Below are 26,081 nucleotides of genomic sequence, written 5' to 3'. Positions count from 1 at the left end.
TCTGTGAAGACCGAGGAATGTAAGCTCGCCAGCAGGTAAGGGAAAGCGCGAAACGCTTTCCCTTTCAGTCGTCAACGCCTTTCGCAGATGCTTACGCCGCTGCGACCCGATTGCGCCCTTCATTTTTCGCGCGATAGAGCGCCTGGTCTGCCGCCTTGATCAAGTGCTGGTAGTCGGGATGCCCGAGGTGGGTGGCGACGCCGATCGATACTGTGGCGCGGATCGGGGCGCCGTCGACGACGGTGATTTCGGTGTTATCAACTGCGGCCCGGACCTTTTCGGCGACTTCCAGTGCGCCGTCCAGTTCGGTTTCCACTAGGGCAACGAGAAATTCTTCGCCACCATACCTGAACACGATATCCGCGGAACGGGTGTTGTCGGCAATGATTTCGGCAATCTGGCGCAGGACAGTGTCTCCTGCCGCATGGCCCCACGTGTCATTGACCTTCTTGAAGTGGTCGGCGTCAACCATCATCACGGCAAGCGGCGTCCCGTGTTGCTGGCACATCGCGATCTCGCGACCAAGGATCGATGGCAGGAACTTGCGGCTGAGCGTACTCGTCAGCGGATCGCGGCCGCCTGCAGATGCCGAAAGGCTCTGGAACAGGTCCGACAACAGGAATTTGATTTCCTCCACGCGTGCCTGCAGGCTCGCGATGAGCGGCGGTCCTTCCGGGCCATGCAGTGCGTCGAGGCCGCCAATGGTCGGAAGCAGTTCTTCGTCGATGTTCTTCATGGCCGTATCGATGCTGTTGAGCATCAGGGAGCCCTGGAACATGATGCTGGCCCTATGACGGAACCAGAGGCCGAATTCCGACGTCGCGATCGGTTTTGGCGCCGCGCTGCCTGCGCTTCCGAGCAGGCCGAATATGGTGGATTGGCTCCATTCCATGAGCGCTGCGCGCTGGCTCTCGCGTTCGACATTCACGTCCTGTCCAAGGGTAAAGAGGCGGTACGCCTCCTCGATCTTGGCGCGTTGCGTGACGCCCGTGACGTAGGCCTGGCTCATCAGGAGCATAGCATAATCAACGATTTCGTTCAGAAGAACGAACGCCATTGCGCCTTCGCTGTTGCCGTGGTTGCTCAACAGGATCACGGCGATATCGCTCTTGATAAGACTGGCCCCCTCGAGAACGAGATAGACGGGTATCTTCATGCGCGCGTGGGCCTCGCCCATCTTCACCTGGCGCTCCTTGAACGTCTCCAGATCCTGTGTCGGATCAAAGTTGGCGAGCGACAGGAGCCAGCGATGCAGCGCGGGGCTCAGGCGTTCGACTACCAGCGAGTGATCGAGGAATGGCGAGGCTGCCTCGTGGCGGAGGAATACTTCGTAGAAACGTTCAATGAGTCGGTCGGCATGCTCCGCGATAACGGCGGAAAGCGTCTCCCTGGCGCGATCCAGCCGGACCGGTTCGCAGGAGTACCACATATTCAGGCATTGCGGAGGGGCATTCATGGGGAGGAATCCGGATGGCACTAGGGCAATCTCTAGGAACCGGGGGTTTCAATTTGATTAAAGTTAAGCGTTTCGCGGGCGATTGCGTCCTGCGCTCCGCGTTGGGCGTGTTCTGGGCCGGTTTTCTTTTGCGGAACGAATAGATGGAACAGAAATGCACGCGGGCGATCACACTCGATATTCCGTTTCTTCAATCCACTGGACCGATTTGCGATAACGGCGGTGTGTCGAACAAAGGGTTCATTCGTGAGAGAGCAACCTCGCCTTTCTGTCTTTCCCGCCTTTTTCCGTGTGACCGGAAAAAGGGTCGTGGTGTTTGGCGGCGGTGATGAGGCCTTCGCCAAGGTGCGTTTGCTGCGCAACACCAATGCGACGATTGTGGTGGTGGCTGACGAAGTAGCGCCCGAGTTTGCGAACTATCTCGCTCAGGAAGCGATCGCCATTATTGCGACGAACAATTCGGCGACTGGGCTTTCAGAATCCGTACTCGTTTTCGCCGCAACAGGCGATGCCGCGGAAGATCGGGTGATCACGGAGATTGCGCGCGCAAGGAAAATCCCGGTCAATGCGGTCGATCAGCCCGATCTGTGCGATTTCTTCACGCCGGCGCTGGTCAATCGCGCCCCGGTCGCGGTCGCCATCGGTACGGAAGGGGCAGGGCCTGTCCTCGCGCAGATGATACGCGGCCAGATCGACCAACTGCTATCGCCGTCGCTCGGGCGCCTTGCTTTGCTCGCAGCCTCCTATCGTCAGGCTGTTGAAGCCATCGTGCCGCGCGGTGTCACCCGCCGCCTCTTCTGGCGCCGTTTTTTTCAGGGGCAGGTGGCGGACGCAATCGGTGCGGGTGATGAGGGGCTCGCACGGAGAAAGGTTACTCAACTTCTCGCGAACGCCGACAGGGGCCAGGGACACGTGTGGCTCGTCGGCGCCGGCCCAGGCGCAGAGGACCTACTGACCTTGCGTGCTCAGCGCGTGATGATGGAAGCCGACGTGATCGTCTTCGACGCGTTGGTGCCGCAGGCGATCGTCGACATGGCGCGCCGCGATGCAGAGCGGATTTCCGTCGGCAAACGCAAGGGTTGCCATTCAAAGTCGCAGGGAGAGATCAACGATCTTCTGGTCGAACTCGGGCGGGAGGGCAAGCGCGTCGTGCGGCTGAAATCCGGTGATCCGCTTATTTTCGGCCGCGCCGCCGAGGAAATGGCAGCGCTGCGCGGGGCCGGTATTACCTATGAGATCGTGCCTGGCATCACCTCTGCCTTTGCCGCTGCCGCCGACTTTGAGCTGCCGCTGACGCTGCGCGGTGTCGCCTCGTCGCTCGTGTTCACGACTGGCCATGATCTCACGGGCGCCGTTCTCCCGGACTGGGCGCGGCTTGCCGTCTCCGGCGCGACGATTGCCGTCTATATGGGGCGGACGGTCGCAGCCTCTGTTGCCGAGCGGCTGATGCAGGCAGGCCTGCCTTCGGAGACAACGGTCGCGGTGATCGAGAACGCCAGCCGCGCCAACAAACGCCTTTTGCACGGCACGCTGAAGGACCTGCCGGATCTGCAGCATCGCGACGAACTGACCGGTCCGGTCATGGTCATCATCGGCGATGCTGTCGCCGGCGCCAATTTCGAACATTCCGTCCCGCTCGTCCGCAGCCGCGAGATGGCGGACGCCGTATTTCAGGGAGCATGACATGGCAGAAAAGGTTCTGACCGCAAACCGGTTGGCGGATGGCATATCCGTCTGGCTCGACGCCTCGGGAAACTGGAATGAATCGCTGCAGGACGCTTTCGTTGCCCGGCACAAGGAGGCCGTCGAGGCGCTGGAGGCGACCGGCAGGCAGGCGTTTGCCGACAACAAGGTGGTGGACGCGAACGTCGTCGACGTTGTGGAAGTCGATGGCCTCCTACGGCCCCTGCGCATGCGCGAACGTATCCGGGCCGAGGGTCCGTCCATCATCTATGCGATCGGCTATGCCGGGCTAAAGACGACTCGCACTGCTGCGGCCTGAAGGAATAGACATGTATCGCTACGATGAATTCGACCACGCCTTTGTTGCCGGGCGCGTCGCCCAGTTCCGCGACCAGGTCGCACGCCGCCTTTCCGGTGAACTGGCCGAGGATGCCTTCAAGCCGTTGCGCCTGATGAACGGCGTCTACCTGCAGCTCCACGCCTACATGCTGCGCGTTGCGATCCCCTATGGGACGCTGGACAGCCGCCAGATGCGGATGCTTGCGCATATCGCCCGCAAGTATGACCGTGGCTATGGCCACTTCACCACGCGCCAGAACATTCAGTACAACTGGCCGAAGCTCGCCGACATGCCGGATGCGCTGGCTGACCTTGCCAGCGTAGAGATGCATGCGATCCAGACCTCCGGCAACTGCATCCGAAACGTCACTGCCGATCACTTTGCCGGTGCTGCCGCCGACGAGGTGGCCGATCCGCGGCCCTATGCCGAGATCCTGCGCCAGTGGTCTTCGGTCCACCCGGAATTCTCGTTCCTGCCGCGCAAATTCAAGATCGCCGTGACGGGCGCTGAGCGCGACCGCGCAGCAATCCAGGTTCACGACATCGGGCTGCACCTGAAGAAGGATGACGAGGGCAAGATCGGTTTCGCCGTCTACGTCGGCGGCGGGCAGGGGCGTACGCCGCTGATCGCCAAGAAGATCCGCGACTTCCTGCCGGAAGCGGATCTGCTCTCCTACATCACCGCGATCATGCGTGTGTATAACCTCTACGGCCGGCGCGACAACAAGTACAAGGCGCGCATCAAGATCCTCGTCCACGAGACCGGCGCCGAAGAACTGGCGCGCCAGGTCGAGGTCGAGTTCGCCGAACTGAGGAACAGTGAGTTGAAACTACCCGCTGCCGACATCCAGGCAATCACCGCCTACTTCGCTCCACCGGTACTGGAGCCACGCGCCGAGGGATGGGCGAGCCTTGCACAGTGGAAGAAGGCGGATCCTGATTTCGCCCGCTGGGTGCAGCAGAACGTGCAGCCGCACAAGCACCCTGACTATGGCATGGTGACGATCTCGTTGAAGCCGATCGGCGGCATTCCGGGCGACGCGTCGGATGTGCAGATGGAGGCTGTCGCCGACATCGCACAGGAATACGCTTTGGACGAGATACGCGTCAGCCATGAGCAGAACCTGATCCTGCCGCACGTTGCGCTCGCCGATCTCGAGCCGGTGTATCGCGCCCTTGTCGCCGCCGGGCTCGCCACGGCCAATGCCGGATTGATCACCGATATCATCGCCTGCCCAGGGCTCGACTATTGCGCGCTTGCGAACGCCCGTTCGATTCCGGTCGCGCAGGAGATCTCCAACCGCTTCGCTTCGCCGGAGCGTCAGACTGAGATCGGCGAACTGAAGATCAAGATATCCGGCTGCATCAACGCCTGCGGTCACCACCACGTGGGCCATATCGGCCTGCTCGGCGTGGAGAAGAAGGGGGAGGAACTCTATCAGATCACGCTCGGCGGCTCCGGCGACGAGAACACCTCGATTGGCGAAATCATCGGCCGCGGCTTCGAGCCCGAGAAAGTGACGGATGCCGTTGAGGTTGTAGTCGATACCTATCTGGGCTTGCGCCTCGATCCGACCGAAACATTTCTCGCAGCCTATCGGCGCGTCGGGCCGCAGCCTTTCAAGGATGCGCTCTACGGCAAGACGGCGGAAGCGGCCTGAGGGGAGCAAGCATGACGAAAATCTGGAAGGAAACCGGCTTCGTGACGGATGACCCGTGGGTCATCGAGACCGATGAGACCAAGGCAGGGTCGAACGAGAAGGCGATCATCGCGATCGAAGATTTTCTCGCCCGCGTCGCTGGATGCAGTGAAGACAGCCTCGGTGTGCTGATCAAGCCGGCCGACGACGTGCGCCGGCTCATCCAGTATCTGGGCCGCATTGCACTCGTCGCAGTGGCGTTTCCGGCGTTCAACGATGGCCGGGCATTTAGCCATGCATCGCTTTTGCGATCGCGGCTGGGTTTCAAAGGCGAGGTGAGGGCGGTCGGGGACGTGCTTATCGACCAGATCCCGCTGATGCTTCGCTGCGGCATCGACAGCTTCGCCGTTTCCAACGCTACCGCGCTGAAGCGGCTTGGGGAAAGCCGGTTGCCCGGCATTGCCAACCACTATCAGCCGACGGCCAGGCCATCGGCTGATACGAAATCTTATAGCTGGCGCCGTGTGAGCTGACGACATTTTGTCGCAAAAAGGGCCTGTTTCCGGTCAGTACCGGCAACGGGCCTTTTTTCTTGCTGCAATGCAAACTAAGGTTCTCAGCGTGATGTGACGGGATGGAATGCAATTTGCGCAGGCCTGATACCTTTGGAACGCAGTGCCTTCCTTCGCCAGGTGCAGTATAATATCTGCCTATATCGAACTCGTACGGGATGCAGGAACTAATCACGCATGAACGCGCCAGCCAAGACTGAAGAATTCGCCGCCACCGTTCCCGCGGGCGTCTATGCTGAGACGGTAACGGACGTGCAGCATTATACGGATCGGCTCTTCCGCTTCCGTATGACGCGTCCCGACGGTTTTCGCTTCCGCTCGGGCGAGTTCGCCATGATCGGCCTGATGGTGGACGGCAAGCCGATCTACCGTGCCTATTCAATCGCAAGCCCTTCTTGGGACGAGGAACTGGAGTTCTTCTCGATCAAGGTGCCGGATGGTCCGCTGACCTCGCACCTGCAGAAGATCAAGCAGGGCGACCAGGTGTTGATGCGCAAGAAGCCGACCGGCACGCTGGTTCTCGATGCGCTCACGCCGGGCAAGCGCCTCTACATGTTTTCGACCGGCACCGGTATTGCCCCGTTTGCAAGCTTGATCCGCGACCCCGAGACCTATGAAAAGTTCGAAGAGGTGATCCTCACCCACACCTGCCGCGAGGTGTCTGAGCTGAAGTACGGATTCGATCTGGTCGAAGAAATTGCTAAGGACGAGCTCCTCTCAGAACTTGTCGGTGGCAGGCTGCGCCATTACGCGACCGTCACCCGCGAACCCTTCGCCTATCAAGGCCGCATCACCGACCTCATCAGCAACGGCAAGATGTTCGCCGATCTGGGCGTTCCCGCCTTCGACCCGGCCGTCGATCGCGCGATGATCTGCGGTTCTGCGGCGATGCTGAAGGACACCAAGGCCTTGCTTGAGAAGGCCGGCCTCACGGAAGGCGCCAACAGCAAACCGGGCGAGTTCGTCATCGAGCGCGCTTTCGTCGACTGAGGCGGATAGCCATTGTTCGACTCTGATCGGTGGCAACCGAAGGGCGGCACGTGTTTCGGTCGTCAGCGTAAGGCGTGCACATATCGGCACCTGCCGCTATGCAGCTTGTCAGCATGCCGCCAAATCGGTGGTGGGCAGGTACCAGCGCTCCTAGTAGGTCGCTGATTTCCCGCTTCCCAACTCGCCTCGGTGAAACGCTCGTGCTTGAGGGTGACTTCTGTATCAGCTGGTTTTGCTGCTCGCTGCGTCTGGGTGCTTGGCCGCTACGTAGGTTGCCTTCTTGGTCCCTGTGCCATCCGTTGAGCCTGCCGAATCAACAGGCCATCCAGGCGCGACGGGCTGCACTTCAACTGAGGCTGTCGGAGTGGTACGTGCTCGCGGGCGGCCACTGAAATGCAATCATCAAGGATGGTCGATCGTCGAGACCTGCAATGGCGCTTTCCGCCAGTTGCTACATCAACACGCTGTCGCGACGCCTGCGATTGTGGCAATCGCCGGGATAACCAATTCGTGCTCGGAAAGCTGACGCGTTAGGGTGGCAATTCCATCCGATTTTTCTGCGGTCGGAAAAGTCGGAAAAAAGTCGGCGGACGGAAAACTAAGGCAGGAAAATCAACAGTTTGTGGCGACCCCTGCAGGATTCGAACCTGCGACCTACTGCTTAGAAGGCAGTTGCTCTATCCAGCTGAGCTAAGGGGCCGATTAGGATGCTGTTAGTGCGTCCAAGGCTGCATGCGATTGAAACGGAAATTGTCGGGGTAGGCGACCTTCTTGCGGGTCGCATCGTGGGGTTCGATGACCCGATAGGCAAGGCCGTTGCGTTCGGCATAGGCCACTGCGAGTTCACGCGATTCGAATGTCAGCCGAACCTGCTGGCGCATGTCGCCGGAGCTAGTGTATCCCATGATCGGATCGATCGTGCGGGGGCGTTCCTGATCGAACTCAAGGACCCAAAGATTCGTTTTCGCCTTGCCTGACTGCATGGCGGTCTTCGCGGGACGATAGATCTTCGCGCTCATGGATGCTGTGGCTCCGATATTTTCACGTTCATGCAGTTCTGTGGCATCGCATTCCCATAACGCAAACTCTCTCGATGGAAAATGCGCTGGATCACATATTCGTCCAGTCTTTCCGGTGCCTTGTCGCCTGCAGCACGCTTGACCGATCGCGCGTCGGTCCTTAGCACTGAGGCCGGTACATTTCAACGGCTCTGCCCTTGCTTTGCGGTTTGATCGACGGATGGGCTTGCTCTATCGAGGCGTTCATTCTTGCGCTATTCTTGAATAAGCACCTTCGTCATACGGGGACGTCCGTCGCATTCCCCAGAAAAAGCAGTAAGATCACGGACAGTGGGCGACAATGAGAACGATGCTTCCGCTTTGCTTTGCGGCATTGGTCCTTGCCGACTGCTCGGGGACTGGGAGCGGCAACTATCCCGAGCCTATCCCCGGCAGTATCACGTATGGCGGCCAGCCGCGTTCGAAGCTGACCAAGGCACCGGTCGGCAGTTGGTTTCGCCACCGGTTTATTGATCAGTTCGGCCGAGACGTAATCGAAACTTATGTCATCCAGCCGGACCGTTCGCTGCTTTTGACCAGTCGTATAGTCGAGCCTATTCGTTTCCGCGACTGAAGGTAGCTGGTCGCCTGCGGCCAGCGAATCATTGTGGTTGATTTCATCGCCATTGATATTTGCTGTTGCGGCGTATGGCGGATGCGTGTATCTCGCCCCTTACGGACCGTCGGAGTGTAGCGCAGCCTGGTAGCGCATCTGGTTTGGGACCAGAGGGTCGGGAGTTCGAATCTCTCCACTCCGACCACCGTATGCTTTTGAAAACAATGGATATATCGATTTGCCAATGGCTGTTGCTAGCCAGCTGGCGTATTAGCGAGACAGGGGATCATGTCTCTCACACTGTTGTGGGCACTCTGAAGACACTGCCTACCGACGCAATTGATCCGCTATACTTCCTACAGATTTGGACTGGCCCATAACCTGCCTCCGCTCGAGCAATTTATCGGTGCCAGGTGGTGACAAATTTCGCGGGAATTTCGTGAATTTGGTAAACGCGAACGGGCGGCCATGGCCGCCCGTCGATTCAATTTGCTGTCGTTCGATAGCGCTCAGTGCAGGATCTGGCTGAGGAACAGCTTCGTCCGTTCATGCTGCGGATTGTCGAAGAAGTTGTGTGGGTCGTTCTGCTCGACGATCTGGCCCTGGTCCATGAAGATGACGCGGTTTGCGACTTGGCGCGCGAAGCCCATTTCATGGGTGACGCAGAGCATCGTCATACCTTCCTCTGCGAGCGAAACCATGGTGTCGAGCACTTCCTTGACCATTTCCGGGTCGAGGGCCGAGGTCGGTTCGTCGAACAGCATGATCTTCGGCTTCATGCAGAGCGAACGTGCAATCGCCACGCGTTGCTGTTGGCCGCCGGAAAGCTGGCCCGGATACTTGTGGGCCTGCTCGGGGATTTTTACCCGCTCGAGGTAGTGCATGGCCACCTTCTCGGCTTCCTTTTTTGGCATCTTGCGGACCCAGATCGGCGCCAGCGTGCAGTTTTCCAAGATCGTCAGATGCGGGAAGAGGTTGAAGTGCTGGAAAACCATGCCGACTTCACGGCGGACTTCGTCGATCTTCTTCAGGTCGTTCGTCAGCTCGATGCCGTCGACGATGATCTGCCCCTTCTGGTGTTCCTCCAGGCGGTTGATGCAGCGGATCATTGTGGACTTGCCGGAACCGGACGGGCCTGCAATGACGATCCGCTCGCCGCGCATCACCTTCAGATTGATGTCGCGGAGCACGTGGAAGTCGCCGTACCACTTGTTCATGTTGACGATTTCAACCGCCACGTCGGTGGCGGAAACCGTCATTTTTTTGAGTTGGGCTTGAGATGCCATTGTTGTTTCCCTCTATTATCTCTTGTGGCTCGTATCGAGCCGGCGCTCCACGAATGCTGAATAGCGCGACATGCCGAAACAGAAAAGCCAGAAGACGAAACCGGCGAAAATCAATCCGGTCAACGGCGTGACGGGGGTGATCCAGCCGGAGTCGCCGAAACTCGCCTTTACGATTCCAAGCAGATCGTACATCGAGATGATCGTGACGAGCGAGGTATCCTTGAACATGCCGATGAAGGTGTTGACGATGCCCGGGATGACAAGCTTGATGGCCTGGGGCAGGACGATAAAAGTCATCTTGTGGAAGTAGTTGAGGCCGAGCGCATCGGCGGCCTCATACTGTCCCTTGGGGATCGCTTGAAGGCCACCGCGGATCACTTCCGCCATGTAGGCCGAGGCGAAGATCGATACACCGATCAGCGCACGCAGGAACTTGTCGATATTGTTACCAGGTTCCAGGAACAGCGGCAGCAGCACGCTCGCCATGAACAGCACCGTGATCAGCGGCACGCCTCGGATCAGCTCGATGAAACTAATGCACGCCGTCCTTACGATCGGCATCCGGGAGCGGCGACCGAGCGCCAGCAGAACACCGGCCGGCAGCGAAATGATGATACCGACGAAGGACAGAATCAGCGTGACCATCAGCCCTCCCCAGAGCGAGGTCTCGACGTGGCTGAGGCCGAACCGGCCACCAAGGAGAAGCACATAGGCGAGGATCGGAAGCGCGACGAGCAGCAGAAGCGCGTTCAGCCCCTTGCGCGGTGCCCTTGGCATCAGCAGGGGGATGAGCAAGGCGACGAACAGACCGGCAACCAGCAGCGGGCGCCAGAGTTGGTCGCGCGGGTACGAGCCGAACATGAACTGCACGAAGCGGTCGCCGACATAGGCCCAGCAGGCACCGCTCCAGCCGCTCGGAAGCGCCCCGCCCTGATCGGCAGTCAGGCAGGCGGTCCGGTCAACGCCCGTCCAAACGGCGGAGATGAACAGCCAATCGATCGCCCCCGGCAGAAAGTAGACCAGCGCCAGGACGGCGATGATCGTCATGGCAGTGTCCGACCAGGACGAAAACAGGTTCTTGCGGATCCAGCCGATCGCAGTGGTGTCTGATACCGGAGGTTGTTCAGCGGCAATGAAGTGATCGCGGACGTAGGAAATGTTCTGGTCCATCTCAGCGCTCCACCAGTGCCATCTTGGCATTGAACCAGTTCATGAACAGCGACGTCAGCAGGCTGATCGAGAGATAGATCGCCATCCAGATCGCGATGATCTCGACAGAACGGCCGGTCTGGTTGAGGATCGTGCCGCCGACGGCAACCAGATCCGCGTAGCCGACGGCAACGGCCAGCGACGAGTTCTTGATGAGGTTGAGATATTGCGAGGTGAGTGGCGGGATGATGATCCTGAGGGCCTGAGGCAGAACCACGAGACGCGTTGTCGGCCCCGGTCGGAGCCCCAACGCGTAGGAGGCTTCCGTCTGTCCGTGTGGAACGCCCCTGATGCCGGCGCGTACGATCTCTGCAATGAAGGAGGCCGTGTAGAGCGAAAGCGCCAGGTAGAGTGCTAGGAACTCGGGGCCGATCACCATGCCACCCTTCATGTTGAAGGAGCCTGGAACCGGGTAGTCGAACGAAAGCGGCATCCCCAACAGAAGGTAGACAGCGAAGGGCAGCAGGATAATTAGTGCGAGATTCACTGTCAGCACGGGGGGGCGATTGCCGGTCGCACGCTGGCGCGAATTTGCCCATAACGTGAACAAGATTGCCGCGATGACGCCAATGACGAAGGCGGCAACGACGAAGGCGAAACCTTCGCCAAAGATCGGTGCGGGCATATAGACGCCGCGGTTCGAAATGAAAAAGCTCGCGCCCGGATTGTCTTTCACGTGCTGAAAGATGCTGCGGATCGAGGGCAACAGCGCCAAAACGCCCAGATACCAGAAGAAGATGACGAGAAGGGGCGGAATGTTGCGGAAGACTTCGACATAGACCGTACACAGCCGTGCAATGAGCCAGTTGTGCGACAGACGGCCGATGCCGATCAGGAGTCCGACGATAGTGGCTGTCACGATGCCGCAGGCGGCCACAACGAGCGTGTTCAAAAGCCCGACCTGGAGCGCCCGGAAATAAGTCGAATCGCTCGTATAGGAAATCAGGCTCTGTGCAAGGTCAAAGCCGGCGCGGCTATTGAGAAAGCCGAATCCTGACGTCATGTTCGCCCGGGCCAGATTCTGCGTCGCGTTGTCCCAGGCGTACCAAATGACCCAGATGATCAAGGCGAGCGTTGCCGCCTGGTAGACATAGCTTCGGAGAGCCGGATTGTAGAGAAGCGATACCTTCGGAGGGTCGCCGGACCCTGTTCGGGCGTCCGCAAGTGCCATTGAGTACCCCTATAGTTTCTTTCGCCCTTTTTTCCGGGCGTTTATTTTAAAGGGGAGGGCGGCACGTTCCGCCCTCCCGGCTGCATTTCCAGCGACCGATCAGCGGATCGGCGGAGCGTATTGCAGGCCGCCCTTGTTCCACAGAGCGTTCAGGCCGCGCTCGATCTTCAGAGGTGAGCCCTGGCCGATGTTGCGCTCGAACGACTCGCCGTAGTTACCTACGGCCTTGATGATCTGGACGGCCCAATCCTTCGGCAGGCCGAGGTCCGTGCCGAGGGTAGAATCGGCCTCTTCGCCGAGGAAGCGCTTGATGTCGGGATTTGCCGATTTCTTCATCTCCTCCACATTGGCCTGCGTGATGCCGAACTCTTCGGCTGCAACCAGCGCGTACTGCGACCAGCTGACGACATCGAGCCACTTGGAGTCGTTCTGGCGGACCGCTGCGCCGAGTGGTTCCTTCGAGATGATTTCCGGCAGCACGATATGGTCGTCCGGATTGGTCATTTTCAGGCGGATGGAATAGAGACCGGAGGCATCGGTCGTGTATGCATCGCAACGGCCCGCATTGTAGGCGGCGTCGGCCTCGTCCTGTGCCTCGAACACGACCGGCTTGAAGTCCATGTTGTTCGAGCGGAAGTAGTCAGCGAGGTTCAATTCAGTCGTCGTGCCAGACTGCACGCAGACGGAGGCGCCGCTCAGTTCGAGCGCGGATTTGACGCCGAGTTCCTTCTTCACCATGAAGCCCTGGCCGTCATAGTAGGTAACGGCGCGGAAGTCGAAGCCGAGTTGCGAATCACGGCTGGTACTCCAGGTCGTGTTGCGGGCCAGCATGTCGATCTCGCCCGATTGCAGGGCGGGGAAACGATCCTTTGCGGAGAGCGGCGTGTACTTCACCTTGGTGGCATCGCCGAAGATCGCGGCCGCAACGGCCTTGCAGAGATCAACGTCCAATCCCGCCCAGTTGCCGGCCGAATCCTGTGCGCCGAAACCGGCGAGGTTCGAACCGTTGACACCGCACTGCACGAAGCCTTTAGCTTTTACATCCGAAAGCGTATCGGCCTGAGCGGCCTGGGCGCCAATCCCCATGACGGCAGCACCGATTACGGCTGCCACGATCTTTTTTGCCATCTTTAACAACCTTTGTTTTCTGGTCTTTCGATGACCGCGTGGCGCCTGCGTGATGCGGGAGCGCCGCGGCACTCGCCACCCTCCCGGCGCGAGTTGACCTATCTCATGCTCAAAATGACGCAGGGTCAAGAGAGGCAGCCCATTTTCCAATCAGGGTGTTGGTTCCGCGGTGTTCTGGTGGAAAAATAAGCAAAACTGGTCGGAAAAACGTGGTTTACGCGCAAATTGGCAGCAACCTGCGCGCCACATCGCGGCGACATGTCCGTGCGTGATGGATTCTTCAGGATAATTGTCTTGACCAAAGGGACGCACGGCGGAAGAGTCCGGATTCTTCCAACGCAATCAACTCTCCGGACATACGATGAAAGACAAAGCTGACGTGCTCGCTGGTGCGGGCGACAATACTCGCCTTGCCCATATCGGCAATGATCCCATGGACTTCCACGGCTTCGTCAACCCTCCGGTGGTCCACGCCTCGACCGTCCTGTTTCCCAATGCAGCGACGATGGAGAATCGGGCGCAGAAGTACAGTTACGGTACGCGCGGCACGCCGACCACCGATGCCCTTTGCGACGCCATCAACGAACTGGAAGGATCTGCAGGAACCATTCTCGTCCCCTCGGGGCTGGCGGCGGTGACGGTGCCATTCCTGGCCTTCCTGTCGGCGGGCGACCATGCCCTGATCGTCGATTCGGTCTACAGCCCGACTCGCCATTTCTGCGACACGATGCTGAAGCGGCTCGGTGTAACAGTCGAATACTACGACCCGTCGGTCGGGGCGGGTATTGCCAAACTGCTGAAGCCCAACACGAAGCTCGTTCATACCGAGGCTCCGGGGTCGAACACCTTCGAGATGCAGGATATCCGTGCGACCGCGGACGCCGCCCACAAGGGGGGGGGCGCCGTCGTCACCATGGACAACACCTGGGCGACGCCGCTCTATTTCAAGCCGCTCGACAACGGTGTCGATATCTCGATTCATGCGGCGACGAAGTATCCGGCCGGGCATTCCGACATCCTGATGGGAACGGTATCCGCCAATGCCGAGCATTGGCCGCAATTGTGGGAAGGGAATTTCGCGCTTGGCATCTGTGGTTCGCCGGATGACACCTACCAGCTCCTGCGCGGCTTGCGCACCATGGGCGTTCGGTTGGAGCGTCACCAGGAAAGCGCGCTGCGCCTCGCCGAGTGGCTGGAGGGGCGCGATGAGGTCTCGCGCGTTCTACATCCGGCACTGCCGAGTTTTCCGGGGCATGGACTGTGGAAGCGCGACTTCAAGGGTGCGAGCGGCATCTTCTCCATCGTACTTGATGGGGGGAGTCCGGATCGGTTCAAGACGAAGGCCCACGCCTTTCTCGACGCGCTGCGCATCTTCGGTCTCGGGTATTCGTGGGGCGGTTACGAGAGCCTCGCCGTGCACGTCAACCTTAGTGACCGCCGTATTTGCACAGCGCCCAAGGAGGGGCCGGTTCTACGCCTCCAGATCGGGCTTGAGGACGTCGCGGATATCCGTGCCGACATCGATCGGGGGCTCTCAGCGGCGCGTGCCGTCTGAGCAGGAGCGTTTCGTGGCGGGCCGCTTTGCGGCCCGTTGGCCATAGGGCGGCAGCCGCAGCCCTTCAAAACTTGGGCTGGTAACCGTATAGCCAGTCGAAATCCGCCGCCACGCTCTCGGGGCTGCGGATTGCCAGAATGACATCCCGCGCAAAAGCGATCGGTCCCCGGGCGTGATAGGCGAAGCGGTTAAAGTCGGCGCGTGCGCGAACACGCTTCAAGCGCTCGCGCCGTCGCTTCTCGAAGGACGATAGAGCGTCAGGAAGATCAACATTGCCGGAGACCGCAGCGGCCAGTTCGGCGGCGTCCTCGATGGCCATCGCAGCACCTTGGGCCGCAAACGGCGTAGACGCATGTGCAGCGTCGCCGATCAGGATCAGGTCGCTGTTGTTGTACCAGCGCCCGTCTGCACACTCGTAGAGAGGCCAGGTGAGGGGATCATTCGCCGCTTGTAGAAGAGCCCTGATGCCTGCGTCCCAACCGGAGAAGGCATCCATGCGAATACCGTCATCGCCAGATTGCCCCGACCAAATCTGCCGGCCGGCTGTTCCCTGATGGATCGCGACGATGTTGAACGATTGCGCTTCGGCGAGCGGGTAGGCGACGAGATGTGCCGATGGCCCGATCCAGGCGACGACTGAGCGTGGATCGAAGAGCGGGGGTGCACGGTCGAAAGGCACCATGAAGCGCCAGGCGACGCTTCCGCTGAAGCAGGCTGGCGGAGCGGCAGGCACGGCGGTTCGCAGTTTCGACCAGACCCCGTCAGCGCCGACAATGAGATCGACAGCCTCCCCGGTCTGTGTGGCGATTGCCGTTGGATTGTACCGGTCGACTTTTGCGCCGAGGTGAAGATGGGCGAGCGGCTCGGCCTGCACAGCGGCGATCAGGACGCGTTGGAGCGTGGTGCGATGGAGAACGCCATATGGATAGCTCCAGCGTCGACGGGCTTGGGTGCCGACAGGGACGGCCGTGAGCGGCCGGAGAGTCCGGCCGGACGCCAAAACGATCCGTTCCGGTTCTAGCCACTGCGACTCGAGGGTTGGCAGGAGCCCGAGCTTTGCCAGGACGCCCGAGGCGTTCGGCGAAATCTGCAAGCCGGCGCCGACTTCTTCAAGGCGATCGGCCTGTTCGAGAATGTGGCTCGCAATTCCTTTGCGGGCGAGGCACAGCGCCGCGGTCAGTCCGGCGATGCCAGCGCCGACGATTGCAACCGTTCGCACGGTCATCGGCGCGGGCCCTCGAACAGCATGGTTCAGGCGGCCTGGTTGGCGAAGGTGCAGCCGACCGGGTTCGTCTGGGTCGCCTTGAGGGAGGGATTGTAGCGGTAGAGCGTCGAGCAGTAGCCGCAGACCTTTTCGTTCTCGTCGCCCATGTCGATGAAGATGTGCGGATGGTCGAAGGGCACCGAAGCGCCGACGCACATGAATTCCTTGACGCCGATCTCGATTACGGAGTGTCCGCCATCGTTCTGGAAGTGGGGAATGGTGTGGCCGGCCATGGGATGCTCCGCTGTCGAAAGGTCCAAATTTGCGCCGGACCATATAGCTGTCGCGTCAAAAAGTGTAGCGGCAAAACCGACGCATCCTTTGAGAAAAATTCAAAGTCTGGCGTTTCCACGCCCGAAAAACCGGCTTATGAGCGGTCGGCAAGAATGCAGTGGCAGAGGCACGCGATGAATCTCAATCTCCCTTCCTTCTCCCGGTTTCATCATGAAGGGCTCGAACTGGCCTTTTTTGACGAGGGAAACCCTGCAGGCGAGCCCGTGCTGCTGATCCATGGATTTGCTTCGAGCGCCAGCGTGAACTGGGTCAACCCCGGTTGGCTGAAGACACTCGGAGAGGCGGGCTATCGCGTGATTGCCATAGACAATCGTGGCCATGGCAGAAGCGACAAGCCGCACGATCCCGCCCTCTATCATCCGCCCTCAATGGCAGGCGATGCTGCTGCCTTGCTCGATCATCTCGGTATCGCACAAGCCCATGTCATGGGTTACTCGATGGGGGCGCGCATCACCGCCTTCATGGCCCTATCGCATCCACATCGAGTCCGCTCGGTCGTCTTCGGCGGACTTGGCATCGGGATGGTGGACGGGGTAGGGGACTGGGACCCGATTGCCGACGCCCTGCTCGCGCCCTCGCTTGATGACGTGGCGCATGAGCGTGGGCGGATGTTCCGGGCGTTCGCCGACCAGACAAAATCGGATCGCCGGGCACTTGCCGCCTGCATCATGACCTCACGCGACCTGCTTTCGCCGGCCGACATGGCGCGGATCGATGTGCCGGCGCTCGTTGCGGTCGGAACGATGGACGACATCGCCGGCTCTGCGGAGGCGCTTGCCGCGCTGATGCCGGATGCGCGTGCTATCGACATTCCCGGCCGCGATCACATGCTGTCAGTGGGCGATCGCGTGTTCAAGAAGGCGGTGCTGGAGTTCTACTCCGAAATCGACGGCCGCTAGATCGTCGCACGCTCCGGGGCATTTCGCCGAGGCACCGTTTGCACTATATAATGGGTCAGGATGCAAGAAGGAGTACGGCGATGGTCGCCATGAACGAGAAGCGCGCGGACGAGCGGCTGAAGGCGATGGACCCGATCTGGGACAGCCTGCAACAGGAAGCGCGCGCCGCAGCCCTTGCGGATCCGCTGCTTGCGGCCTTTCTCTACTCCACTGTCATCAATCAAACCTCTCTTGAAGCGACCGTCATCCATCGCGTTTGCGAGCGCCTGGACCATCCCGACCTGCAGGCAAATCTCCTCAGGCAGACGTTCGAGGAAATGCAGACATCCTGGCCGGAATGGGGCGCGATTCTCCGGGTCGATATCCAGGCTGTCTACGATCGCGATCCGGCCTGCATCCGGTTCATCGAGCCGGTGCTTTATTTCAAAGGCTTCCACGCGATTCAAACCCACCGCCTGGCCCACTGGCTCTATATGAACGGACGCCGGGATTTTGCTCTCTACCTCCAGAGTCGCTCCTCCAGCGTGTTCCAGACCGACATCAATCCGGCCGCTCGCATCGGCAAGGGTATCTTCCTTGATCACGCGACCGGCCTTGTGGTTGGCGAGACGGCAGTCATCGGCGACAACGTCTCGATTCTCCACAACGTGACCCTCGGCGGCACCGGCAAGGAGAGCGGCGACCGCCACCCCAAGATCGACAACGGCGTCCTCATCGGCGCTGGTGCCAAGATCCTCGGTAATATCCATATCGGCCATTGCTCGCGCATTGCTGCCGGTTCCGTAGTTCTGAAGGACATGCCGCCGAAATCGACCGTTGCAGGCGTTCCCGCCAAGGTTGTTGGTGAGGCGGGGTGCTCGGAACCGTCGCGCGCAATGGATCAGATCCTGCACGGTGCAGGGTTCGACATCTGAGCGGAAAACCGCTGAAAGACACTTTTTCGAGGGTTTACAGCTTCCGGCTCAGGTGCGAGAAGCGGCCAAACCGAACTGATACGGAGACGTAATCGTGAATCCCGAAGAGATCAGGAAGCTTGAGGCCTACTTCAAGCGCAATTTCAACAAGGACATGGTCGTCAAGGCCCGCCCGAAGAAGGACGAGTCGGCTGAGGTTTACCTCGTCGACGAATTTCTCGGCGTCGTGTTCCGTGACGACGAGGATGGCGAGCTGTCCTACAATTTCTCCATGGCGATCCTGGACATCGACCTCTGAACAGCTCTCTGCTGAGCTTGTTTTTTGAAACCCGGCGCTCACCAAGCCCGGGTTTTTTGTTGCGTCCGTGATCCTGCTTTTCAAGCTATTGCAAATGCATTGAAATATTGCGTTGCGGCATTTCATTGACTTTATTGTGCGCTGCATATAATTTGCCCATATCCGGATGGAGCAAGAGGAGCATTCCATGTTCAATTTCGAAGAGGCCAACAGCAAGGGTAAGGAAACGATGGACGCAGTCCTGAAAAGTTATTCCTCGCTGGCCAAGAGCATGCAGGCTATTGCAACCGAGGCAGCCGACTACTCCAAGAAGTCGTTTGAAGAGGGCATCGCGCATTTCGAGAAGTTGTCGGGAGCCAAGAGCTTCGAGGCAGCCGCCGAGCTCCAGACTGCCTACCTGAAAAAGACTTACGAATCTTACGTCGCAGAAGCGACGAAAATCGGTGAGATGTATTCCGATCTCGCCAAGGATGCCTACAAGCCCTATGAAGCCCCGGTGGCCAAGGCGACGGCGGCGGCGAAGGCTGCTGTGGCGGCCTGATCGTTCTACAATTGACCTGATTTACGAGCCGGCGTCGCGCGAGTGCCGCCGGCTTTTTCGTGCGCGGCGACCAGGGCGGAGACAAATTTCCCTATTTCATTCGGGCTTGGCGCGATTATCCTTGCAGGACTTGGTGGGGGCCTTAAAATTGCGGGAGAAACCACTAGATTACGTAGTCTATGACGGCACCAATCGCCGCCGCGGCCACCTCCCCAGGTCAAACCGCGCTCACAAGGAATGAACAGGCATGAATGCGACACCGGTCCGGTTGCAGGGCAATGAGGGAAGCGGCGACAATCCGGGCCGCGGCACATCCGTCATTACCCGCACGAAGACGAAGATCAAGAAGCCGAGCCTTTACCGGGTCCTGCTGCTGAATGACGACTACACACCGATGGAATTCGTAATCCACATCCTGGAGCGGTTCTTCCAGAAGGACCGTGAAGCCGCGACGCGGATCATGTTGCATGTGCACAACCACGGGGTGGGCGAGTGTGGTGTTTTTACCTACGAGGTTGCCGAAACTAAAGTGACACAGGTGATGGATTTCTCCCGCCAGCACCAACATCCGCTGCAGTGTGTCATGGAAAAGAAATGAGGAAAGAACGTGCCAACTTTTTCGACCAGTCTTGAGAAAGCGCTTCATCAGGCACTGACTTACGCCAATGAGCGCCACCATGAATACGCCACGCTGGAGCACCTGCTTCTGGCCTTGATCGATGACGCCGACGCTGCCGCTGTCATGGGGGCCTGCAACGTCAATCTCGAGACGCTGCGCAAGACCGTTACCAATTACGTGGACAACGACCTCGCCAATCTCGTGACGGGATACGAGGAGGATTCCAAGCCGACATCCGGCTTCCAGCGCGTGATCCAGCGCGCGGTTATCCATGTGCAATCCTCGGGCCGCGAGGAAGTGACCGGTGCGAACGTGCTCGTTGCCATCTTCGCCGAACGCGAGAGTCATGCTGCATACTTCCTGCAGGAGCAGGAGATGACGCGCTACGATGCCGTCAACTTCATTTCACACGGGATCGGCAAGCGACCCGGCTCCTCCGAGGCACGCGCAGTTCGCGGATCCGACGATCAGGAAAACGAACAAAAGCAGACGCGATCGCAGGGCGAGCAGGAGGATGGTGCCAAGAAGCAGGACGCACTCAGCGCCTACTGCATCAACCTCAATGAAAAGGCAAAGAACGGAAAGATCGATCCGCTGATCGGTCGCCACGCCGAAGTTAATCGCACGATCCAGGTGCTTTGCCGCCGCTCGAAGAACAATCCGCTTTATGTCGGCGACCCCGGCGTCGGCAAGACCGCGATCGCCGAAGGGCTTGCGAAGAGGATTGTCGAAAAGAAAGTACCTGAAGCTCTGCAGGACGCGACGATCTTCTCGCTCGACATGGGAACGCTTCTGGCCGGCACGCGTTACCGCGGCGACTTCGAGGAGCGGCTCAAGCAGGTGGTCAAGGAGCTGGAGGACTATCCCGGCGCCGTGCTCTTCATCGACGAGATCCATACGGTCATCGGTGCAGGTGCCACCTCGGGCGGCGCTATGGACGCGTCCAACCTGCTGAAGCCTGCGCTTTCCAACGGGGCGATCCGCTGCATCGGCTCGACCACCTATAAGGAATACCGTCAGTTCTTCGAGAAAGACCGGGCGCTCGTTCGCCGGTTCCAGAAGATCGACGTCAACGAACCGACCATCGATGACACGATCGAGATCATGAAGGGGCTGAAGCCCTATTTCGAGGAGTATCACAAGCTGAAGTACTCGAATGAGGCAATCAAGTCGGCCGTCGAGCTCTCGGCCCGCTACATCAGTGACCGCAAGTTGCCGGACAAGGCGATCGACGTGATCGACGAGACGGGTGCGGCTCAGATGCTGCTACCCGTCGGCAAACGCCGCAAGCTGATCACCGAGAAGGAGATCGAGGCGACGATTGCGACAATGGCGCGCATTCCGGCGAAAACCGTGTCCAAGGACGATGAGACCGTTCTCGCCAACCTGGACAAGGAATTGCGCTCTGTCGTCTATGGCCAGGATCTGGCGATCGATGCGTTGGCCTCGGCCATCAAGCTCGCCCGTGCGGGCCTGCGCGAACCGAACAAGCCGATCGGCTGCTACCTGTTCTCCGGTCCGACCGGCGTCGGCAAGACCGAGGTCGCAAAGCAGCTTGCCTCCTCGCTCGGAGTAGAACTGCTGCGCTTCGACATGTCCGAATACATGGAGCGGCACACGGTATCGCGCCTGATCGGTGCGCCTCCGGGGTATGTCGGCTTCGACCAGGGCGGACTTCTCACCGATGGCGTGGACCAGCATCCACATTGCGTGCTCCTGCTGGACGAGATCGAGAAGGCGCATCCGGACCTCTTCAACATCCTGTTGCAGGTCATGGACCATGGGTCGCTGACGGACCACAACGGCAAGAAGATCGATTTCCGCAACGTCATCCTGATCATGACGACGAATGCGGGTGCCTCCGACATGGCCAAGGCCGCAATCGGCTTCGGCTCATCGAAGCGCGAAGGCGACGACATGGAAGCGATCAACCGTCTCTTCACACCGGAGTTCCGCAACCGTCTCGATGCGATCATTCCGTTCTCGTCGCTGCCGACGCCGGTCATCCATCAGGTCGTGCAGAAGTTCGTCATGCAGCTGGAGACACAGCTTGCCGAGCGCAACGTCACCTTCGAACTGCAGCCTGAGGCGATCGCCTGGCTGGCTGAGAAGGGTTACGACGAGAGAATGGGCGCACGGCCACTCGCCCGCGTGATCCAGGAGCACATCAAGAAGAAGCTCGCCGACGAGATCCTCTTCGGTAGGCTCAAGAAGGGCGGCGTTGTCCGCGTTTCGGTCGGCGTGAAGGAGGACGGCGGCAAGGGTATCGTTCTCGATGCCGTGCCGGAAACCGCCCCGATCAAGCCGAAGGCGGAGATCGCTGCGCCGGCGCGCAAGGTCACCAAGCCGAAGAAGGCCACGGAAACGGTGGCGGCGGAAGCTGCACCGCGCAGCAAGGCCCCAAAGGCATCGGAAAAGCCGGCAGCTCCGACCCGCAAGGGTAGCGCCGTGCCGAAGGTGCCGCGGAAGAAGTGACCGAGATCCAAGACAACCGGTGCCGGGCAGGCGACTGCCCGGCATTTTCATGCCGCAAGACTGGAATGCAGAAATGAGTGCCGAGGCTGAACTGAGTGAAAAGCCGAACCGTTACTGGTTCATTCAGGGAATGCGCGGCCTCTTCAGCGTTCCCGCGATCATCCTGATGCTTTCTTTCGTTGGTTTCGCCGCCTTTACGGCGGAAGCAGGCGTCCCCGTCGGGCAGGTCATGTTCATGACCGGTATCGTCTGGGCGTTGCCGGCCAAGGTGATCCTTGTCGGCAGTATGCTTTCGGGCGCCAATCTCGCGGCCGCCTTCATCGCAGTGACGCTTTCCTCGGTGCGGATGATGCCGATGGTGGCCTCTCTCATCCCCGAGTTACGCTCGCGCAAGACGCCGACCTGGGTTCTGCTCGTGCTGTCGCATTTCGTCGCGATCACCGCCTGGGTCTTTGCCATGGAGCGCATCTCCGCAGTGCCACGTGACAGGCGGGTCGCCTTCTTTGCCGGCTTCGGCACGACACTGACGACGGTGAACATCCTGCTCGTTGGCGTCGCCTACGGGCTGGTGACAAAGTTTCCACCGATTGTTTCCGGCTGCCTGTTTTTTCTTACTCCGGTCTACTTCCTTACCTCAATCTGTGTTTCCGCCCGCCACCGCGTCATCTATTGGGCGCTGGGAACCGGCCTGGTGCTCGGCGTCGTCTTTCGCGAGATCGCGCCGGAATTCGACATTCTGCTGGCCGGGCTGGTCGGCGGAACGATCGCCTGGGCGGGCGAGCGGCAATGGCGCCTGAAGCGGACAAGGAGCGCCGCATGAGTTTCGACGGCGTTTGGCCCTATATCTTCATCGCCGTCGCCGGCTGGCTTGCGACCGACATCTGGCGTTGGCTTGGCGTTCTGGCGGGCAACAGGCTCGATGAAAAATCGGAGATCCTGACTTGGGTCAAGGCTGTTGCCACAGCCCTTGTCGCGGCAGTTATTGCCAAGTTGATCGTCTATCCGACTGGCGAGTTGGAAGCGTCGCCATTGTGGTTGAGGCTGGCGGCCATCGGCGTTGGCGCGTTGGCGTTCTTTGCGAGCGGCCGGAAACAGATCCTCGGCATCGTCGCAGCGATGGTTTTCCTCGCTGGAGGATTGTACGTTCTCGGCAGGTGAGCGCCGAGAACGTAACGCCTATCCCTGAGCCTACGTCGCCAAAGCGTCGCGCATTTTTTGCGCATTGGCCGAAAGGACGCCCTGATCCTCCATCGAGCCCGAATGCGGCCTGAGCGGCACGCCCTCGAAGCGCGGAATCACGTGGAAATGCAGGTGGTAGATCGTCTGGCCGGAAGCCGGCTCGTTGAACTGAATCACCGTGACACCATCGGCCTCGAAGGCGTCTTTTGCCGCAACCGCGATCTTCTGCACGACCGGTATGAGCTTAGCGAGCGTCGCCGGATCGGCATCGAGAATGTTGCGGGAAGGCGTCTTCGGGATCACCAGGGTATGGCCGGTCCCCTGCGGCATGACATCCATGAAAGCGAACGTGTCTTCGTCTTCATAGATCTTGTGTGAGGGTATTTCGCCGCGGAGGATCTTGGCGAAGATGTTCCCGGGATCGTAGGCGGTCATGGTGGTCTCCTTATGTTCGGCACGCTGGCCGCGTCATTGGTTGTTGCTGGAATTATTGTCAACCTTGCGAAAGGGGCCATGTTCGGAGAGCCATTCGCCGGTTTCGGCGACGTCCCGGCGCTCGCGATCGAGATAGTCTGCCACGGCGCGACGCAGCCCCGGATGGGCTATGTAGTGCGCCGAGTGTGTTGTGATCGGCATGTAGCCGCGTGCGAGCTTGTGTTCGCCCTGGGCGCCTGCCTCGACGCGTTTCAGCCTATTGGCGATCGCGAAGTCGATGGCTTGGTGGTAGCAGACTTCGAAATGCAGGAAGGGATGATCCTCGATGCAACCCCAGTGACGACCGAAGAGTGTTTCTCCGCCGATGAAGTTGATGGCGCCGGCGATGTAGCGGCCATTTCGTTTCGCCATGACCAACAGGATGTCATCGGCCATGCGCTGGCCGATCAGCGAATAGAAGCGGCGTGTCAGATAGGGGCGACCCCATTTGCGCCCGCCCGTATCCATGTAGAAGGCAAAGAACTGGTCCCAGATGCTTTCCGTCAGATCGCTTCCCGTCAGCCAGTCAATTGCGATACCGTTCTCCAGCGCGGTGCGCCGTTCCCTCTTTAGCGCCTTGCGCTTGCGGGACGCGAGCGTTTGCAGGAAAGCGTCGTGCGAAGCATAGCCGGTGTTGAGAAAATGGAACTGTTGATCGGTGCGGTGGAGAAATCCCGCATCCTCGAGCGCGGGAAGTTCGTCTTCCGGCAAGAAAGTAATGTGTGCGGACGATATGTCGTGGCGGCGCGTCAGTTCCTTGATGCCGGCGGCGAGCGCCTGCCGGACAGGCGCAGGGTCGTCTCCGTGGCGATGCAGCAGCCGCGGACCCGTTGCGGGCGTGAAAGGAATGGAAGCCTGTAGCTTCGGATAGTAGCGCCCGCCGGCCCTCGCAAACGCTTCTGCCCAGCCATGGTCGAATACATATTCGCCTTGGCTGTGGTTCTTGAGGTAGGCCGGCATTGCTCCGAGAAGCGTGCCATTCCCCTGTTCTAGCAGCAGGTGTTGACCGAGCCATCCCGTGTCCGCCGTAGCCGATCCGGACTCTTCCAGCGCGGAAAGGAACGCATGGCTGACGAAGGGATTGTAGACCGTGCTCGGTTGGCTACGAGATGCGCCGGCAAGGCGCGACCAGTGTTCCGCCGGAATGTCGGCAAAACGCTGGACGACGCGTATCCGGTAACTCTCAGCCATCGTCAGGCGACCAAAGTTTCCCGCGGATCAAAGCCCTCGAAAGTCATTTGGTCAGCCTCGGCGCGGGTCTTGTCGATCCCTTCCTGGTTACTAACGGTCCAGGTAATCACCGTAACGCCTGCCTTGCGCTCGTTTGTGATGAAGGGATTGGGGAGGTGGCCGTAATGGTACGAGATGAAGTCCAGTCCGAGTTGCATGGCCTCCTCGTGTACGAAGAAGGTTTCCGGGTCGGCCCCCTCCGCAGTCAGTCCTATGGGACGGGGAACGTCGAGCGCCTTCAGGTCCTTCAGAAGCCAGTGATCGAAACTCATCAGCGCGATCGGGCCATTGTAGTCCTCGATCGCCTCAAGCACGCTATCGACAAAGCCCTCATCGTCATCTTTGCGGCCCTTCAATTCGATGACGAGGGGAACGCGTCCGTTGGCGAGCTTGAGAAGCTGCGTGAGCGTTGGCACCTTGTCGGTGGTGCCTCCCACCGAAAGCATGCCGAGCTCCACCGATGTCTTCGCGCGGACATCGCCGGGGATCGAGCAAACACGCTGCAAGTCGTCGTCATGAAAGACAACAGGAACGCCGTCCGCGGCATATTGCAGATCGCACTCGATCGCAAAACCCGCATCAATGGCCCGGGCAAAGGCCGAAAGCGTATTTTCCCAAATGGCGTGGTTCATGTCGTGGAAGCCGCGATGCGCAATCGGTTGCGCAGTCAGCCAGGAAAGATCCTTGGACGGCATCAGGCTATTTCCATGATCGCGTCGATCTCGACGGCGGCATTCAACGGCAGGGCGGCCATGCCGACAGCGGCGCGTGCATGCTTGCCCGGCTCCCCGAGCGCGCCGACCAGCAGGTTGGAGGCGCCGTTGATGACCAGATGCTGCTCAACGAAAGTGGGAACGGATGCCACGAAGCCATTGATCTTTATAATACGCTTGATGCGTGAAAGGTCGCCGAGTGCGGCTTTGGCCTGGGCAAGGAGATTGACGGCGCAAAGTTCGGCTGCCTTCTGGCCGGTCGCGACGTCGACCTCCTTGCCAAGGTGGCCGGTGACGGCAATCTTACCGTCGGCAATCGGCAGTTGGCCGGAGATATGCAGAATTGATCCGCTGATGACATAGGGAACATAGTTGGCGGCCGGCGCGGCCGCGGTCGGAATTGTGTAGCCCAGTTCCTTGACCCGATTTTCGATTTCAGCGGACATGCTTCTCTCCCCATTCTGCAATTACTGTGACCACATCGAAAAGTGTCGACAGCTGAAAGATGTTCCTGAAGTGGCGTGTGCCGGAGCAGTGT

Annotated in this window: 27 protein-coding genes and 2 tRNA genes; 16 read left to right on the top strand and 13 right to left on the bottom strand. The window is 59.8% G+C overall.

Annotation, left to right across the window (positions count from 1 at the left end):
• Positions 1 to 91 precede the first annotated feature (91 nt).
• Positions 92 to 1,456, bottom strand: a complete 1,365-nt coding sequence (locus tag IB238_RS07295; protein ID WP_192244870.1) for a GGDEF domain-containing protein — start codon at positions 1,454 to 1,456, stop codon at positions 92 to 94.
• Between the two features lie 246 nt (positions 1,457 to 1,702).
• Here IB238_RS07295 and cysG point away from each other — a divergent pair, with 246 nt between their 5' ends.
• The 5 genes from cysG to IB238_RS07270 all read left to right on the top strand — a co-directional run bounded on the left by cysG (position 1,703) and on the right by IB238_RS07270 (position 6,680).
• Positions 1,703 to 3,139: a siroheme synthase CysG gene (gene cysG / locus IB238_RS07290; protein WP_192244868.1), complete on the top strand. Its 1,437-nt coding sequence runs from the start codon at positions 1,703 to 1,705 to the stop codon at positions 3,137 to 3,139.
• 1 nt (position 3,140) lies between these two features.
• Positions 3,141 to 3,458, top strand: coding sequence for a DUF2849 domain-containing protein (locus tag IB238_RS07285; RefSeq protein ID WP_192244866.1), 318 nt, complete (start codon positions 3,141 to 3,143; stop codon positions 3,456 to 3,458).
• Positions 3,459 to 3,468: 10 nt separating this feature from the next.
• Complete coding sequence (locus IB238_RS07280; RefSeq protein WP_192244864.1) at positions 3,469 to 5,139, top strand: nitrite/sulfite reductase; 1,671 nt, start codon at positions 3,469 to 3,471, stop codon at positions 5,137 to 5,139.
• A gap of 11 nt (positions 5,140 to 5,150) precedes the next feature.
• Entirely contained in the window at positions 5,151 to 5,651 is a 501-nt protein-coding gene (locus IB238_RS07275; RefSeq protein ID WP_192244862.1) for a DUF934 domain-containing protein, read from the top strand.
• Positions 5,652 to 5,867: 216 nt separating this feature from the next.
• The gene (locus tag IB238_RS07270; RefSeq protein ID WP_192244860.1) at positions 5,868 to 6,680 is read left to right on the top strand and encodes a ferredoxin--NADP reductase; all 813 of its coding nucleotides are present in this window, start codon (positions 5,868 to 5,870) and stop codon (positions 6,678 to 6,680) included.
• 623 nt (positions 6,681 to 7,303) lie between these two features.
• Here IB238_RS07270 and IB238_RS07265 read toward each other — a convergent pair.
• Both IB238_RS07265 and IB238_RS07260 read right to left on the bottom strand, forming a co-directional pair.
• Positions 7,304 to 7,380: transfer RNA gene (locus tag IB238_RS07265), tRNA-Arg, on the bottom strand.
• 13 nt (positions 7,381 to 7,393) lie between these two features.
• Positions 7,394 to 7,699 carry an ETC complex I subunit gene (locus tag IB238_RS07260; RefSeq protein ID WP_192244858.1) on the bottom strand — a complete coding sequence of 102 codons (306 nt, stop codon included), beginning with the start codon at positions 7,697 to 7,699 and terminating at the stop codon, positions 7,394 to 7,396.
• A gap of 340 nt (positions 7,700 to 8,039) precedes the next feature.
• Between IB238_RS07260 and IB238_RS07255 the strand changes: the two genes are divergently transcribed.
• Both IB238_RS07255 and IB238_RS07250 read left to right on the top strand, forming a co-directional pair.
• Complete coding sequence (locus tag IB238_RS07255; RefSeq protein WP_192244856.1) at positions 8,040 to 8,312, top strand: hypothetical protein; 273 nt, start codon at positions 8,040 to 8,042, stop codon at positions 8,310 to 8,312.
• 110 nt (positions 8,313 to 8,422) lie between these two features.
• Positions 8,423 to 8,499: transfer RNA gene (locus IB238_RS07250), tRNA-Pro, on the top strand.
• A 304-nt stretch (positions 8,500 to 8,803) separates the two neighbouring features.
• Here IB238_RS07250 and IB238_RS07245 read toward each other — a convergent pair.
• The 4 genes from IB238_RS07245 to IB238_RS07230 all read right to left on the bottom strand — a co-directional run bounded on the left by IB238_RS07245 (position 8,804) and on the right by IB238_RS07230 (position 13,088).
• A complete protein-coding gene (locus IB238_RS07245) occupies positions 8,804 to 9,580 on the bottom strand; it encodes an amino acid ABC transporter ATP-binding protein (protein ID WP_192244854.1) in 777 nt (258 codons plus the stop codon).
• Between the two features lie 15 nt (positions 9,581 to 9,595).
• Positions 9,596 to 10,750 carry an amino acid ABC transporter permease gene (locus IB238_RS07240; protein WP_192244852.1) on the bottom strand — a complete coding sequence of 385 codons (1,155 nt, stop codon included), beginning with the start codon at positions 10,748 to 10,750 and terminating at the stop codon, positions 9,596 to 9,598.
• Between the two features lies 1 nt (position 10,751).
• A complete protein-coding gene (locus IB238_RS07235) occupies positions 10,752 to 11,960 on the bottom strand; it encodes an amino acid ABC transporter permease (RefSeq protein ID WP_192244850.1) in 1,209 nt (402 codons plus the stop codon).
• Between the two features lie 99 nt (positions 11,961 to 12,059).
• A complete protein-coding gene (locus IB238_RS07230) occupies positions 12,060 to 13,088 on the bottom strand; it encodes an amino acid ABC transporter substrate-binding protein (RefSeq protein ID WP_192244848.1) in 1,029 nt (342 codons plus the stop codon).
• Between the two features lie 361 nt (positions 13,089 to 13,449).
• Between IB238_RS07230 and IB238_RS07225 the strand changes: the two genes are divergently transcribed.
• Positions 13,450 to 14,643, top strand: coding sequence for a cystathionine beta-lyase (locus IB238_RS07225; protein ID WP_192244846.1), 1,194 nt, complete (start codon positions 13,450 to 13,452; stop codon positions 14,641 to 14,643).
• Between the two features lie 64 nt (positions 14,644 to 14,707).
• Here the strand turns inward: IB238_RS07225 and IB238_RS07220 are convergent, their stop codons facing one another.
• The gene (locus IB238_RS07220) at positions 14,708 to 15,868 is read right to left on the bottom strand and encodes an FAD-dependent monooxygenase (protein WP_192244844.1); all 1,161 of its coding nucleotides are present in this window, start codon (positions 15,866 to 15,868) and stop codon (positions 14,708 to 14,710) included.
• 26 nt (positions 15,869 to 15,894) lie between these two features.
• Entirely contained in the window at positions 15,895 to 16,140 is a 246-nt protein-coding gene (locus IB238_RS07215) for a zinc-finger domain-containing protein (RefSeq protein WP_192244842.1), read from the bottom strand.
• 174 nt (positions 16,141 to 16,314) lie between these two features.
• On the opposite strand from IB238_RS07215, the gene IB238_RS07210 reads away from it, so the two are divergent.
• From IB238_RS07210 to IB238_RS07175, 8 genes are all read left to right on the top strand, one after another.
• Positions 16,315 to 17,100, top strand: a complete 786-nt coding sequence (locus tag IB238_RS07210) for an alpha/beta hydrolase (protein ID WP_192244840.1) — start codon at positions 16,315 to 16,317, stop codon at positions 17,098 to 17,100.
• 80 nt (positions 17,101 to 17,180) lie between these two features.
• Complete coding sequence (gene cysE / locus IB238_RS07205) at positions 17,181 to 18,014, top strand: serine O-acetyltransferase (RefSeq protein ID WP_192244838.1); 834 nt, start codon at positions 17,181 to 17,183, stop codon at positions 18,012 to 18,014.
• A 94-nt stretch (positions 18,015 to 18,108) separates the two neighbouring features.
• On the top strand, positions 18,109 to 18,312 hold the full coding sequence (locus IB238_RS07200; RefSeq protein WP_192244836.1) for a DUF3126 family protein: 204 nt from the start codon (positions 18,109 to 18,111) through the stop codon (positions 18,310 to 18,312).
• 187 nt (positions 18,313 to 18,499) lie between these two features.
• Positions 18,500 to 18,853 (top strand): phasin family protein, encoded by a 354-nt coding sequence (locus IB238_RS07195; protein WP_192244834.1) that lies wholly within the window; start codon positions 18,500 to 18,502, stop codon positions 18,851 to 18,853.
• A 247-nt stretch (positions 18,854 to 19,100) separates the two neighbouring features.
• Positions 19,101 to 19,451, top strand: a complete 351-nt coding sequence (clpS, locus tag IB238_RS07190) for an ATP-dependent Clp protease adapter ClpS (protein WP_192244832.1) — start codon at positions 19,101 to 19,103, stop codon at positions 19,449 to 19,451.
• A 9-nt stretch (positions 19,452 to 19,460) separates the two neighbouring features.
• Complete coding sequence (gene clpA / locus IB238_RS07185; protein ID WP_192244830.1) at positions 19,461 to 21,947, top strand: ATP-dependent Clp protease ATP-binding subunit ClpA; 2,487 nt, start codon at positions 19,461 to 19,463, stop codon at positions 21,945 to 21,947.
• Positions 21,948 to 22,020: 73 nt separating this feature from the next.
• A complete protein-coding gene (locus tag IB238_RS07180; protein WP_192244828.1) occupies positions 22,021 to 22,767 on the top strand; it encodes an AzlC family ABC transporter permease in 747 nt (248 codons plus the stop codon).
• Positions 22,734 to 23,105 carry an AzlD domain-containing protein gene (locus tag IB238_RS07175; RefSeq protein WP_192244826.1) on the top strand — a complete coding sequence of 124 codons (372 nt, stop codon included), beginning with the start codon at positions 22,734 to 22,736 and terminating at the stop codon, positions 23,103 to 23,105. Before IB238_RS07180 ends, IB238_RS07175 begins: the two co-directional genes overlap by 34 nt.
• 30 nt (positions 23,106 to 23,135) lie before the next feature.
• Here the strand turns inward: IB238_RS07175 and IB238_RS07170 are convergent, their stop codons facing one another.
• Genes IB238_RS07170 through IB238_RS07155 form a run of 4 tightly spaced genes read right to left on the bottom strand, consistent with a single transcriptional unit; the run spans position 23,136 to position 25,989 of the window.
• Positions 23,136 to 23,561 carry an HIT family protein gene (locus IB238_RS07170; protein WP_192244824.1) on the bottom strand — a complete coding sequence of 142 codons (426 nt, stop codon included), beginning with the start codon at positions 23,559 to 23,561 and terminating at the stop codon, positions 23,136 to 23,138.
• A 33-nt stretch (positions 23,562 to 23,594) separates the two neighbouring features.
• Positions 23,595 to 24,791, bottom strand: coding sequence for a GNAT family N-acetyltransferase (locus tag IB238_RS07165; protein WP_192244821.1), 1,197 nt, complete (start codon positions 24,789 to 24,791; stop codon positions 23,595 to 23,597).
• 2 nt (positions 24,792 to 24,793) lie between these two features.
• The gene (locus IB238_RS07160) at positions 24,794 to 25,525 is read right to left on the bottom strand and encodes a glycerophosphodiester phosphodiesterase (RefSeq protein ID WP_192244819.1); all 732 of its coding nucleotides are present in this window, start codon (positions 25,523 to 25,525) and stop codon (positions 24,794 to 24,796) included.
• Positions 25,525 to 25,989: a RidA family protein gene (locus IB238_RS07155; protein WP_192244817.1), complete on the bottom strand. Its 465-nt coding sequence runs from the start codon at positions 25,987 to 25,989 to the stop codon at positions 25,525 to 25,527. Before IB238_RS07155 ends, IB238_RS07160 begins: the two co-directional genes overlap by 1 nt.
• Between the last annotated feature and the right edge of the window lie 92 nt (positions 25,990 to 26,081).

The organism is Rhizobium sp. ARZ01, assembly GCF_014851675.1.
Lineage (GTDB): Bacteria > Pseudomonadota > Alphaproteobacteria > Rhizobiales > Rhizobiaceae > Mycoplana.
The sequence above is the reverse complement of the archived record's forward strand: the minus strand, read 5'-3'. Positions and strand labels throughout refer to the sequence as shown.